General features: G+C 58.8%; 10 protein-coding genes and 1 tRNA gene. 5 read left to right on the forward strand and 6 right to left on the reverse strand.

Features of this window, described 5'->3' with window-relative positions; all coding sequences use genetic code 11:
- Positions 1-160: 160 nt before the first annotated feature.
- Positions 161-1672: an Asp-tRNA(Asn)/Glu-tRNA(Gln) amidotransferase subunit GatB gene (gene gatB, locus C8265_RS07680; protein WP_108483422.1), complete on the reverse strand. Its 1512-nt coding sequence runs from the start codon at positions 1670-1672 to the stop codon at positions 161-163.
- 169 nt (positions 1673-1841) lie between these two features.
- Here gatB and C8265_RS07685 point away from each other — a divergent pair, with 169 nt between their 5' ends.
- A complete protein-coding gene (locus C8265_RS07685) occupies positions 1842-2417 on the forward strand; it encodes a lytic transglycosylase domain-containing protein (RefSeq protein ID WP_108483622.1) in 576 nt (191 codons plus the stop codon).
- A gap of 125 nt (positions 2418-2542) precedes the next feature.
- Entirely contained in the window at positions 2543-3160 is a 618-nt protein-coding gene (locus C8265_RS07690; protein WP_240611012.1) for a transglycosylase SLT domain-containing protein, read from the forward strand.
- A gap of 106 nt (positions 3161-3266) precedes the next feature.
- Here the strand turns inward: C8265_RS07690 and pepN are convergent, their stop codons facing one another.
- A complete protein-coding gene (gene pepN, locus C8265_RS07695; RefSeq protein ID WP_108483424.1) occupies positions 3267-5819 on the reverse strand; it encodes an aminopeptidase N in 2553 nt (850 codons plus the stop codon).
- A gap of 105 nt (positions 5820-5924) precedes the next feature.
- Between pepN and C8265_RS07700 the strand changes: the two genes are divergently transcribed.
- Positions 5925-6143 carry a hypothetical protein gene (locus C8265_RS07700; protein WP_108483425.1) on the forward strand — a complete coding sequence of 73 codons (219 nt, stop codon included), beginning with the start codon at positions 5925-5927 and terminating at the stop codon, positions 6141-6143.
- 37 nt (positions 6144-6180) lie between these two features.
- Positions 6181-6333, forward strand: a complete 153-nt coding sequence (locus C8265_RS07705) for a DUF2256 domain-containing protein (RefSeq protein ID WP_108483426.1) — start codon at positions 6181-6183, stop codon at positions 6331-6333.
- A 34-nt stretch (positions 6334-6367) separates the two neighbouring features.
- Here C8265_RS07705 and C8265_RS07710 read toward each other — a convergent pair whose 3' ends face one another.
- The 4 genes from C8265_RS07710 to C8265_RS07725 are packed head-to-tail and all read right to left on the reverse strand — an operon-like array spanning position 6368 to position 12250.
- Positions 6368-7201: an NAD-dependent epimerase/dehydratase family protein gene (locus C8265_RS07710; RefSeq protein WP_108483427.1), complete on the reverse strand. Its 834-nt coding sequence runs from the start codon at positions 7199-7201 to the stop codon at positions 6368-6370.
- Between the two features lie 14 nt (positions 7202-7215).
- Positions 7216-8418 carry an NAD(P)/FAD-dependent oxidoreductase gene (locus C8265_RS07715; protein WP_108483428.1) on the reverse strand — a complete coding sequence of 401 codons (1203 nt, stop codon included), beginning with the start codon at positions 8416-8418 and terminating at the stop codon, positions 7216-7218.
- A 48-nt stretch (positions 8419-8466) separates the two neighbouring features.
- Positions 8467-10167: a hydantoinase B/oxoprolinase family protein gene (locus C8265_RS07720; RefSeq protein ID WP_108483429.1), complete on the reverse strand. Its 1701-nt coding sequence runs from the start codon at positions 10165-10167 to the stop codon at positions 8467-8469.
- Between the two features lie 4 nt (positions 10168-10171).
- The gene (locus C8265_RS07725; RefSeq protein WP_108483623.1) at positions 10172-12250 is read right to left on the reverse strand and encodes a hydantoinase/oxoprolinase family protein; all 2079 of its coding nucleotides are present in this window, start codon (positions 12248-12250) and stop codon (positions 10172-10174) included.
- 210 nt (positions 12251-12460) lie between these two features.
- Here C8265_RS07725 and C8265_RS07730 point away from each other — a divergent pair.
- A tRNA-Gly gene (locus C8265_RS07730) sits at positions 12461-12535 on the forward strand.
- Positions 12536-12690 lie beyond the last annotated feature (155 nt).

A 12690-nucleotide genomic window follows, 5' to 3' on the forward strand; every position in this document is an offset into this window, starting at 1 on the left:
TTATACCAAACGCCCGGGGCAGTGTAAAAGCCCCAAGCGTCTGCCGATGGCGTGCTATTGCCGCCGATCCCGCAATCCACCGAATCAATATGGCCGCTTTGGTAGGATGAGGTGGCAGATGCGGCGCAGGAAACGGCGCGCCGCGCCGGGGTCACACCCGTCAAAGGCCCAGCTTTGCCGCCACGATCTGATTCACCGACGCCGGATTTGCCTTGCCGCCGGTGGCTTTCATCACCTGGCCCACGAACCAGCCCGCCAGCTTTGGGTTTACCTTGGCTTTTTCCACCTGCGCCGGATTGTCGGCGATGATCTGATCAACTGCCGCCTCGATCGCGCCGGTGTCGTTGACCTGCTTCATGCCTTTTTGTTCAACAATTTCAGCAGGATCGCCACCTTCGGTGTAAACGATTTCAAACAAATCCTTGCCGATCTTGCCGCTGATGTCGCCGCTGCTGATCAGGGTGATGATCCCGCCCAATTGGTCGGGCGACACCGGGCTGTCGGAAATGCCCAGATCATCCTTTTTCAACCGGCCAAACAATTCGTTAATCACCCAGTTTGCGGCCAGTTTACCATCGCGCCCTTGGGCAACCTGTTCAAAATAAACGGCATTTTCCACATCTGCGGTCAGAACGCTGGCGTCATATTCTGTCATCCCGAAATCACGCACGAATCGCGCTTTTTTCTCGTCGGGCAGTTCGGGAAGGGACGCGGCGATGTCATCGACGAACCCCTGTTCAATCTCTAGGGGCAACAGATCGGGGCAGGGGAAATAGCGGTAATCATGCGCCTCTTCTTTTGAGCGCATCGAGCGGGTTTCACCCTTTTCCACATCATACAGGCGGGTTTCCTGCACCACCTTGCCGCCATCTTCGATGATGGCAATCTGGCGGCGTGCCTCAACCTCGATCGCCTGCTGGATGAACCGCATTGAGTTCATGTTCTTGATTTCACAGCGGGTGCCAAGATGGGAAAAATCCTGTGTTTCCATGTATTTTTCGTAATCGCCGGGACGGCAGACCGACACGTTCACATCGGCCCGCAAATTGCCGTTTTGCATGTTGCCATCGCAAGTGCCGAGATAGCGCATGATCTGGCGCAGCTTCACGACAAAGGCGGCCGCCTCTTCGGGGCCGCGAATATCGGGGCGTGATACGATTTCCATCAAGGCCACGCCGGTGCGGTTCAGATCGACAAATGACATGGTCGGGTCCATATCGTGAATCGATTTACCGGCGTCCTGTTCCAGGTGAATCCGCTCGATCCGCACACGGCGCGCCACGCCGGGGGCCATATCGACGATCACTTCGCCTTCGCCCACAATCGGATGATAAAGTTGCGAAATCTGGTATCCTTGAGGCAGGTCGGGGTAAAAGTAATTCTTCCGATCAAAGGCCGATTTCAGATGAATTTCGGCCTTCAACCCCAGCCCGGTTTTCACCGCCAGCGCCACGCAGCCTTCGTTGATGACCGGCAACATGCCCGGCATTCCGGCATCCACAAATGCCACGTTTGAATTGGGTTCCGCCCCAAATTGGGTCGACGCGCCCGAAAACAGTTTCGCCTTTGTGGCCACCTGGGCGTGAACCTCAAGCCCGATCACCAGCTCCCAATCATGCTGGGCGCCCGAGATGACCTTGGGCTTGGGGGCTTCAAACGTAAGATCGAGCATGGCGCACCTGTGTTAAAAACGACCGTTTGCGTTTTAGGTCAGGGCGGGATTGCGCGCAAGGGGCGCGGGTTTTCGCCGACGTTTTACAACAGCGTTGCCAAAAGGGGGTCGCGGGTTTTATGCCACCGGTGCCGGACAGTTTCCGCCCGGTGCTGCCAAAATGAACATGATGAAACGTATTTCTATCGCTTTTGCGCTGGCACTTTCGCTTGCCGCATGCGGTGCCAAGGCACCCGCCACCCAAGAACCCGACACCCGCCCGGCCATGCGTTGGGATCACCGCCCCGAGGCGTTGAACTGGACCGAAGCGACGATTGCCGCGCTACAGGCCAATCCCGCCGGGCTGCACACGCTGACACCAGGCGACATTGCCACATATTGCCCCGGTTACGACACGGCTTCGCCGACAGACCGCGCCGCATTCTGGGCCGGATTGCTGAGCGCACTGGCAAAACATGAAAGCACCTGGAATCCACAGGCCGTTGGCGGTGGTGGGCGTTGGTTTGGTCTGGTGCAAATTGATCCGCGCACGGCGCGTGGCTATGGCTGTGCGGCAAAATCGGGCGATGCATTGAAAGATGGCGTTGCGAATCTGCAATGTGCCGTGCGGATCGCCACCGCGCAGGTCAGCAAACGTGGCACGGTGAGCCGGGGCATGTTGGATTGGGGCCCCTTCCACAGTGCCGGTAAACGCGCCGACATGCAGACCTGGACCCGCCAGCAAAGTTACTGCCAACCGTCCTGATCGCGTTGGCGAATCATCTTGCAAGGGGCCAGACGCATTGGCATCCTACCAAAATGATCCCGGGCTGCCTTTATAAATCCCTACGCTGCCTGCTTTTTTGGGCAGTGCTTGGCCTGGGCCCGGCCATGGCCGGCCCCGAGCGCAGCCTGCGCCCGATGCCCCGCCCCGCGTTCACGCCCGAGTTCATTCCCCAGACCCGCTGGGATCATCGTGGCGAAAGCGATGTCTGGACCCGTGCCGCCCTTGGCGCGCTTAAATCCCATGGTGCGCCGCTTGCGGATATTGTGCCGCGTGACATCGGCCAGTGGTGCCCGGGATATCCAACAGCATCAAAACCCGTGCGGCGGGCGTTTTGGGTGGGGCTTTTGTCGGCCTTGGCCAAACACGAAAGCACCTGGAAGCCCAAAGCGGTGGGCGGCGGCGGGCGCTGGTATGGTCTTTTGCAAATTCTGCCCGCAACGGCGCGGGGCTATGGGTGCAAGGCGCGCACAGGTGGCGCGTTGCAAAGTGGGCCGGCCAATCTGGCCTGTGCGATTCGCATCCTGTCGGTCACCGTGCCGCGCGATGGCGTGGTTCATGCCCAATCGCCCAGATGGGGGGGCGTTGCCGCAGATTGGGGGCCAATGCGATCGGCGACAAAACGTCAGGATATGGCCAACTGGCTGCGCAGTCAGGCCTATTGCCAGATCAACAGCAGCCCGCGGCCGATGCCCCGGCCCGGACGGCAAATAGCCCTGAAGTGAGCGGTTTTGGCGCAGGGGGCGGCGATTCGCCAAATTTCCGCCCGATCTGCGAAATCATCCAGAATGCCGCCGCCCCCAATGATCCTGCAAAAGGGGCGGCGCCTGTTCAGCCGAGAATGCGCCCGACCATTTCGGCACAATCACGCGACAGGTTCGGTGTGGATTTGATCCGTTCCAACGCAGCGCGCATCAATGCCTGTCGGTCGGGGTCATAGCGCCGCCAGGTTTCGAAAATCGTCGTCATCCGTGCCGTTGTTTGCGGATTGAGCGGATCAAGCCGAATCAACCAATCCGCAATCAGATCATAAGCCGCGCCGCCAACATGGTGCAGCCCACCATGGTTTGCCGCCAAACCGCCGATCAGCGATCGGAACCGATTGGGGTTTTTCCAATCGAAATCGGCATGTTGACCAAGGGCATGCACCACATCTGCCGCCTTTTCCGGCGAAGCCTGCATCGCTTGCAACATGAACCATTTGTCCATCACCAAACGGTCATGGGACCATTCGTCGTAAAATGCCGCGACCTCATTTTCGCCCTTGCCAATCGCCAGCAGCGTAGACAACGCGCCGAGTTTTTCGGTCATGTTGTCCGCGCTTGCGAATTGGTCGCGCGCCCGCGCCCCATCATCCAGATACGACAAAAACCCAAGGGCGGTCATGCGCAACGCGCGCAGTCCCGCCGCCTTGGCATCGGGGCTATAGGGGCCGGACAGCGCGCAATCGGCATAGGTATGTGCCAAGGCATCGGCGTGGGCCTTGGCGATCTCTTTGGTCAAGCGTTGCCGTTGATGATGGATCGCCGCCGGATCGGGGGTGAGGCCGCCATCAAACAAAGACTGTGCCAGATCATCCTCGCTGGGCAGGGACAGCGCCAGCGCGCGAAACGCCGGGTCGAGCGTGGTATCACCGATGACTTGGGCAAGCGCGTTCAAATAGGCCGGATCAGGGGCGGCATTATCGGTGATCATCGCGATCAGCACATCCTTTGCCAAGGCGCGCCCCGCCTCCCAGCGGTTAAAGGAATCGGTGTCATGGGCCAGTAAAAACGCCCGCTGCTCTGCGGTCAGGCTGCGTTCGACGATCACTGGCGCGGAAAACCCTCGCAGCAGCGAAAGCAGGGGCCGCGTGCCGTTGGTGTCAAAGGTCAGTTCGGTTTCTGCCGTGTTCATCACCAACATTTCCGTACCGATCAGATCGCCGCCATCCTCGCCGATCAACCCATAGGCAATCGGAATAACCTGTGGCCGCTTTTCGGGATACCCCGGCGTGGGCGGTGTGTGCTGAGTCAATTTAACGGTCAGACGGTTGTTTTCATAACTCTCTTCAACCTTCAGGCGCGGCGTGCCCGGCTGGGTGTACCAGCGTTTGAACTGGCTCAGGTCACGGCCTGTTGTATCTTCAAACACCTGCAACCAATCCTCGATCGTGCAGGCCTGGCCATCGTGGCGATCAAAATACAGGGTCAGGGCGTTATCATAGGCATCATCCCCCACCAGACGTTTCAACATGCCGATCAATTCGGCCCCTTTTTCATAAACCGTCGCGGTGTAAAAATTGTTAATCTCGATATAGCTTTCGGGGCGCACCGGATGGGCAAGCGGCCCGTTGTCTTCGCGGAACTGGCGCGCGCGCAGGGCAAGCACCGATTCGATCCGTTTTACCGGAGCCGAGCGCATATCGCCCGAAAACTGCTGATCGCGAAACACGGTCAGGCCCTCTTTCAGACACAGCTGAAACCAATCGCGACAGGTGATGCGATTGCCCGTCCAATTGTGGAAATATTCATGGGCGATGATGCCTTCGATAAATTCATAATCCCGGTCGGTGGCGGTTTCGGGGCTGGCCAGAACATACTTTGAATTGAAAATGTTAAGCCCCTTATTCTCCATCGCGCCCATGTTGAAATCATCAACCGCAACGATGTTGAACACCGACAGATCATAGGCGCGGCCATAGACCTGTTCATCCCATTTCATGCTGCGAATAAGGGCATCCAAAGCATAATCGCATTTGCCTTCATCGCCGGGGCGCACCCAGACGTTCAGCGCCACTTCATCGCCATTCATTGTGGTGAATTGGCCGGAATGGGCCACCAGATCGCCCGCAACCAAGGCAAACAGATAGGCGGGTTTTGGCCACGGGTCGTGCCATTCGGCGAACCCTGCGCCGCTGTCACCGGGATTGCCGTTTGACAGCAAAACAGGTGCGTCGCCCTCAATGCGTACTGTAAAGGGGGCCATCACATCGGGGCGGTCGGGGTAATAGGTGATTTTGCGAAAACCCTCGGCCTCGCATTGGGTGCAATACATGCCGTTTGACATATACAGCCCCTCAAGCGCGGTGTTGGTTTCAGGGGCGATTTCCACTTCGGCCTCCCACACAAAGGCGCCATCCGGCACGGCACAAGTCAGGTGGGTTGGCGTGATGTCGGGGGTCACCGGCACGCCGTCAATCGTGGCGCGGATCAGGGTCAGGTTTTCACCATCCAGACGCAGCGTGTTCGCGGCGTCAGCGTCAGGATTGGGCCGAAAGCCAATGCGTGAAATCACCCGCGTGGCCCGGGGCGACAGGCGAAATGTCAGGTGAACACTGTCGATCAAATGGCTGAACGGGCGGTAATCGGCTAGGCGAATTGTTTGGGGTGCGGCGTCTTTCATGGGGGGCCTTTCGAAAAAGCGGCAAATGAACTTTTGGCTGAGTTGCACGTTAGGTCCACAACCCATCGGCATCAATGGCCGAGCAATGAGAGTTAGGAGACCACCATGTCAGCACCTGACACAAACGTAAAAAAACAAGAGAAACATCACAAGCCCGCCCTTTTCGGCATGGGCGCGGCAATCGGATTTGCCGCCCTGATTTTGGCAGCTTTCATCGGCTGGACAGTCTATAAAGGCGGCGAGCCCGAAGGCGCAGCCGTGCAAATTGACAGCCGAACAGGCGAGGCTGTTTCAACCGAAACAGGCGCACCCGTCGCTGAATAACACTTGCCATTGGGCGATCTGAATTTAACTTCGGTTCATGCCACGCACCGTTAAAAAATCAAACCTGCCGCACAAGATATGCGCAACATGTGAAAAGCCGTTCACATGGCGCAAGAAGTGGGAAAAGGTGTGGGATGATGTCCGCTATTGCTCAGAGCGGTGCCGCCGTACGAAAGACAAGAACAGATAGACGCCGCGCCATGTGACGCGGCGTTTTTGTTTCACTACTCTTCCGGCTGATCCGCGCCTTTGGTGATGCTTGACGCCGGTTCGCCCAATTTCACGGCGGCAAATGGCCCGCCGTGGCAGGCATGAAACGGATCTTGCGGATCAAGCGGGCCGGTTTTTGCCAAAATCTCATCGGCGAATTGTTCGGCGTTGTCTTGTGGGCGATACCCCAGAAACCGCGCCTTGGTATTGTCGACCGGCGCACGATCATTGTCAGACACGCCATAAACGATTGAAAAACCGGTGATCGGCGTGGTGATACAGCTTTGTACCAACCGCACCATATCATCATACGACAGCCACGACCCCAAAGCGCGGGCATTGGTGACGGGCGCGCAAGACAAAATCCGCATATGCACGCTTTCAAGGCCGCGTTTGTCCCAATACATGCTGCCCAGATCCTCGGCAAAACATTTCGCCAGACCATAAAACGTATCGGGGCGATGGCGCACTTCGGTATCTATCGCCTGGGTTTTGGGGTACATGCCGACGGCGTGAATCGAACTGCCGTAAATCACCCGGCGCAGCCCGTTGCGATAGGCCGCCTCCCATACATTATAAGCCCCGATAAAATTTGGCCCAAGCAGTTTTTCAAACGGTCCCTCATCCACAAACGCGCCCATATGCACCACCATATCGGCCCCGGCCATGACATCGATCATCGCCTCAAGATCGGCCAGATCGGCCTGAACATAGCGTTCGTTGGGCTGCAGATCCTCCAATTCTTCCACGATATCGGTCGAAATCAATTCGTCACACATCGCCGCCATCGGCGCGCGCAGATGCCCGCCCAAAGATCCGGCCGCGCCGGTCAGTACAAGTTTTTTCATATCGTGCCTTTCAGTCAGATTACGGCCTGTTCCAAAATCGGGCGCTGGGCCGCGATCCGGTCAAAATGAAACGGCGTCAGGTCAAGCGTTTGATAGCGTCCATGCACCAACATTTCGGCGGTGCCGCGCCCCATCGCCGGGGATTGTTGCAGCCCGTGACCCGAAAACCCATTCAGAAACAGGAAATTCGAAACCTCGGGGTGGGGGCCGATGATCGCGTTATGATCCAACGTGTTATAGGCATAATGCCCGGCCCATTCGCTTTGCACCTTTATCGCCTCAAACTGCGGGATGCGGGTGGCGATGATCGGCCAGACGTGATCCTGCCAAAACCCGTGATCCATGGTGAAATCGTCATAGGGCGCGGTTGGGTCATGGTCGGGGTGGCCCCCGGCCATATAGGTGCCGCCGCCGTTTTCACGGACATGCACGCCCGATGGATCAATGGTCAGCGGCAAATCCCGATCCAGCGGAGTTTCAGCGCTAAACACCCAAGTAAACCGTTTGCGCGGCTCAACCGGCAAGGTCAGGCCCGCCATCTTTGCCGTTTCCACTGCGCGTGGGCCAGAGGCATTCACCGCCTGGCCACAGCCCACCACAGCACCCGATTTCAACGTCACGCTGTCAATCCGGTTGGCGTTGCGGGCCATGGCGACCACCTCGTTGTGGATATATTCCACCCCGCGTTCGCGTGATTTGCGGCGAAACCAATCAAACAGGGTCGAGCCGTCAAAATACCCCTCATCCACGGTATTGATCGACCCCAGCATGATGTCATCGACGTTATAAAACGGATATTCCGACGCGATCTGATCAGGGGTAAGCAGCCGGGTCGCGGCCCCGGCGGCCAGTTGCACCTTTTGATTGGCGCGCAATGTGTTGGCAAAATCATCGCTATCGGCCAGATAAAGATAGCCAAAGCTGCGGATTGTCAGGTCGGGCACGCGCGGATCATCGCCCATATACCGGCGCAGGTTTTTCACGAAATCGGCGGCAAATTGCGACACACGCACGTTCAATTCGGTTGAAAACTGTTGCCGCATACAGCTGTTGGTGTGGGTGGTTGAGGCGAATTCGTAACTCGGATCACGCTCAACCACCAAGACCCGGCCATCAAAATCGGGCTGCTCGGTCAAAAACCAGGCGGTCGCGGCGCCCATGATGCCGCCGCCGATGATGACGATGTCATAGGTCTGATGTGTTGGCGTGTGGTTCATTTTTCAAACTCTTTACCATCCTGCGGAGCGTGTCAAAGACTGTGCGCCCTATACGGGATCGCCCCGGCGCACGGCGGCTTCAACGCTGGCAATGTCTTGCGCGCTTAACCCATAGGTCTGCGCTGCCGCCTCTGTGCTGATATACCCGCGCGCCAGATCGCGTTTGATTTGGGCCGGGTCACGTTCGGCGGGCGCGCCGTATCCGGCCCCGCCGGGAAAGGCCATCATCACCCGCCGCCCGTGGGGGACGAATTGTTTGCCTTTGCCGTTCATCACCGTGCCATCATCGCGCGCAATCGTGGTGGGCGCACCCGGCCCGCCGCCGCGCCGCCCGCGCGCGGGGTGATCGACGCGATCCAGCATCGCCTGGAAATCAAACTCGTGCCCGTCGCGTGCGCCGACCACCATATATTGCCCCAATCCGCCGCGCTGTTTGCCTGCACCGCCTGAATCGGGGCGCAGTTCCTTGCGCCAGATGATGACCGGGCCGGCGTGTTCTGTCGCCTCAACCGGCATGGTCATCACGCCGGAAGGAAAGGCGGTGGCGTTCAACCCATCGTATTCAGGCCGCGCGCCGGTGCCGCCCGAATTAAACGTCAACACCTCGGCACGGATCGCGCCGGGCGGGGCATCGGCGGTGGGGCGCAGGCTGAGTTGAAAGTTGCACAGGCATCCGGCCCCTTCGGCAGGCACCAAACCGGGCAAAATTTGATCGAGCGCGCCATACACAGTGTCGGGCACGAAATGGCCGATGATATGGCGCAAGGCCACCGGCGCGGGGTGCAACGCGTTGACAATGGTGTTTTCGGGTGCGGTAATTTCAAACGGCGCAAGCGAGGCAGCATTGTTGGGAATATCGGGCGCGATGGCGCATTTCAGCGCATAACAGGCATAGGCCTTGGCATAGACCAGTGGGCAATTGATGCCTTTCGGGTCCACCGCCGATGAGCCGGTGAAATCCGAAACGATCCGGTCTTCGTGAATGGTCAGCGTGACCTTGAGTGTGATCGGGGTGGCAAACCCATCAACGGTCATTTCCCCGGTGGCCGATTGCCGGGGCAGGGCGGCGATACGGTCCAACGTGGCGCGGCGCGAATTTTCCAGGATGAACGCGGCGATTCCATCGAGCGAGTCGAGCTGGAATTCCGTCATCATGTCGATCAGGCGGCGATGGCCGATGTCATTGCAACTGGCCAGCGCATAAAGATCGCCGATCAATTGATCCGGCTCGCGCACATTGCCGCGCACGATCTGAATCAGGGTTTGATCGACCGTGCCTTTGGCGGCAAACCGCATGATCGGCAGATACAGCCCTTCTTCATACACGCTGGCCGCATCCGCGCCCAAACCGCGCCCGCCAATATCAACCACATGGGCGGTACAGGCGAAAAACCCAACCAAAGCCCCCTTATGAAACGATGGGGTGACCATGGTGATGTCGTGCAAATGGCCCGTCCCCTCCCACGGGTCATTGGTCAGGTAAATATCGCCCTCGGCGATGGTGTCGCGGCCAATGCGGCGGATGAAATGCGCCACCGCATCGGCCATGGCATTCACATGGCCGGGCGTGCCGGTGACCGCCTGGGCCAACATTTGCCCGTGGGTGTCATAGACGCCCGCCGACAAATCGCCCGCCTCGCGCACCGATGTGGAAAACGCGGTGCGCACCAAGGCTTGGGCCTGTTCCTCGACCACCGAAATCAGCCGGTTCCACATCACCTGATAGGCGACGGTTGAATGTTCAGTCATCGGTTCAATCCTTTTCCACAACGTCGATACACCCGTCTGGCTGGCAAATCGCCACCCGGCTGGATGGGACAATGATTGTCGTTTCATCTTCGGTGATTGCGGCGGGGCCTTGAACCATCATGCCGGGGCACATATCGGCGCGCGCCACCACGGCAGCATCGAAATAGCGCCCCAAGGCCGGGTCGAAAATCTGTCGCTGACCGGTGGTTGGGGCAGGGGTGGTTGCGGTGGCCGTGGCCACGCGCGCCACCTGTTCGGGCGGGGTGGTGGCGTTGACCGACCAGACGGTGATTTCAATATCCAACCCCGCCACCGTGCGGCCGAACAATTTGGCGTAATCCTGTTCAAACAGACGTTTGAATGTGGCCGCGTCGGGCGCGCTGGCCTGATCCGCTGTCAGAGTGATGGGAATTTCCCAGCCCTGACCGGTATAGCGCATATAGGCTTTGAACTCTGACAGGATTTCGGCGGCGTCATCGCAATTTCGCACGAACCCTGCCGCCTCGTTTTGCAACTCAGCCATCAAGGTTTTGATTGTGGCTGCGTCAAATCGGGACAGTTTCATGTAAACCGAACGGTTCGCCTCAAAACTGAACGGTGCGCGCAAAAATCCGATGGCTGAGCCAACACCGGCCCCCGGCGGCACCAACAGGCGCGAAACGCCCAGCTTTTCACACAACCGCCCAGCATGAAGCGGCGCCGCCCCGCCAAAGGCAATCATCGTGTAACCGCTTAGGTCTTCGCCGTTTTCCACCGCATGCACCCGCGCGGCGTTGGCCATGTTTTCATCCACAACTTCGGCCAGGCCAAAGGCGGCGGTCGGTGCGTCCATATCCAACGTATCGCCCAAAACAGTGCTTAGGGCGGTTTGCGCGGCCGTGCGGCTTAGTGAAAATGCGCCCCCAGCAAACACATCGGGGTCAAGTCGCCCCAAAACCAGATCGGCGTCGGTCACCGCCGGTTTTGCCCCGCCCCGCCCATAACAGGCGGGGCCGGGTTCCGATCCGGCACTCTCCGGCCCGACGCGGATCTGGCGCATACTGTCGATATGGGCCAGGCTGCCGCCCCCTGCGCCGATTTCGACCATATCAATCACCGGAATCGAAATCGGCATCCCCGATCCCTTTTTAAACCGATAGCTGCGCGCCACTTCAAACACCCGCGCGGTTTTCGGGGTTTGGTTTTTGATCAGGCAAATCTTGGCCGTGGTACCGCCCATGTCAAACGACAAAACCTTGTCCAACCCATAGCGCGCGGCGATATGGGCGGCAAACACCGCGCCCCCCGCCGGGCCGGATTCAACCAGGCGCACCGGAAATTCGGCGGCATTTTCAAGCGAGATGATGCCGCCCCCCGAATGCATCAGGAAAATGTTGCACCCGACACCTTCATCACGCAGCCGCCCAGCCAAGCGGCCAAGATAGGATTTCATCAGAGGTTTGATATAGGCATTGGCCACGACGGTGTTGAACCGTTCGTATTCGCGCATTTGCGGTGAGACCTCGGAGGAGATCGACACCATCGCATCCGGCATCCGTTCGGCCAGCACATCGCGGATCATCCGTTCGTGACTGTCGTTCAGATAGGAATGGATCAGCCCCACGGCGATGCTGTCATACCCGGCCTGTTTGATCTGGTCGACGATGGCTTCCACTTCGGCCCGGTCCAGCGGGATCAGCACGTCGCCCGTCGCATCCACACGCTCGGCCACAGGATATCGCATCTGACGGGGCAGCAGCGGTTCGGGCAGGGTCAGGTTCAGATCGTATTGTTCAAACCGCGATTCGGTGCGCATTTCGATGACATCGCGAAACCCTTGGGTGGTGATCAGCGCGGTTTTGGCGCCGCGCCGTTCGATCAATGCATTGGTGGCCAGGGTGGTGCCATGGATGATCTGGCCAATTGCCGCCGCGCTCAGTCCCGCCTTGGCGCAGACCTGGTGCATACCTTCGATAATGGCGTTTTCCGGCGCGGCATAGGTGGTCAGAACCTTGGTTGAAAACGACGCATCCGGGGTTTCAAGAACCACATCCGTAAACGTGCCGCCAATATCCACGCCCAACCGCACCGATGATGTCTGCATACCGCCCCCCGTTTTGCGCCAAGGATAGAACCAAGAATGGCCCAGCGGCAATTGAAATAGCGGTATATTTTGGCAAATGCGCCCTTGGTCGGATCTGACCCCCTGTTGAAACTTCCCGATCTGACGCACGTGGCGCAAAAATTTTTGATCAACACGGATTTTCCCCTTGCAGCCACCGGCCCGCTTGAGTATCTCGTCCGTACTAAGGAAGCGGGCGTAGCTCAGGGGTAGAGCATAACCTTGCCAAGGTTAGGGTCGGGCGTTCGAATCGCCTCGCCCGCTCCAATTAGGCCACACACCCCATGTGGTTCACGAAAAGGTCGCTCTAGGGCGGCCTTTTGTCGTTCACGACTGGCGTAGTGTGGGGCAGGGTGGCCGGGGTTCCAACGGTGGTTTCAAACCTGCCGAAACCTCGCACGCGATGTTGTTATACGCGGCGT

Source organism: Oceaniglobus ichthyenteri, from assembly GCF_003057885.1.
GTDB classification, from domain to species: Bacteria; Pseudomonadota; Alphaproteobacteria; order Rhodobacterales; family Rhodobacteraceae; genus Oceaniglobus; species Oceaniglobus ichthyenteri.

Bases quoted from the DNA above. Each gene is read 5' to 3' on its own strand.
- gatB (WP_108483422.1), bottom strand. From the start codon at position 1,672: ATGCTCGATCTTACGTTTGAAGCCCCCAAGCCCAAGGTCATCTCGGGC.
- C8265_RS07685 (WP_108483622.1), top strand. From the start codon at position 1,842: ATGAAACGTATTTCTATCGCTTTTGCGCTGGCACTTTCGCTTGCCGCA.
- C8265_RS07690 (WP_240611012.1), top strand. From the start codon at position 2,543: ATGGCCGGCCCCGAGCGCAGCCTGCGCCCGATGCCCCGCCCCGCGTTC.
- pepN (WP_108483424.1), bottom strand. From the start codon at position 5,819: ATGAAAGACGCCGCACCCCAAACAATTCGCCTAGCCGATTACCGCCCG.
- C8265_RS07700 (WP_108483425.1), top strand. From the start codon at position 5,925: ATGTCAGCACCTGACACAAACGTAAAAAAACAAGAGAAACATCACAAG.
- C8265_RS07705 (WP_108483426.1), top strand. From the start codon at position 6,181: ATGCCACGCACCGTTAAAAAATCAAACCTGCCGCACAAGATATGCGCA.
- C8265_RS07710 (WP_108483427.1), bottom strand. From the start codon at position 7,201: ATGAAAAAACTTGTACTGACCGGCGCGGCCGGATCTTTGGGCGGGCAT.
- C8265_RS07715 (WP_108483428.1), bottom strand. From the start codon at position 8,418: ATGAACCACACGCCAACACATCAGACCTATGACATCGTCATCATCGGC.
- C8265_RS07720 (WP_108483429.1), bottom strand. From the start codon at position 10,167: ATGACTGAACATTCAACCGTCGCCTATCAGGTGATGTGGAACCGGCTG.
- C8265_RS07725 (WP_108483623.1), bottom strand. From the start codon at position 12,250: ATGCAGACATCATCGGTGCGGTTGGGCGTGGATATTGGCGGCACGTTT.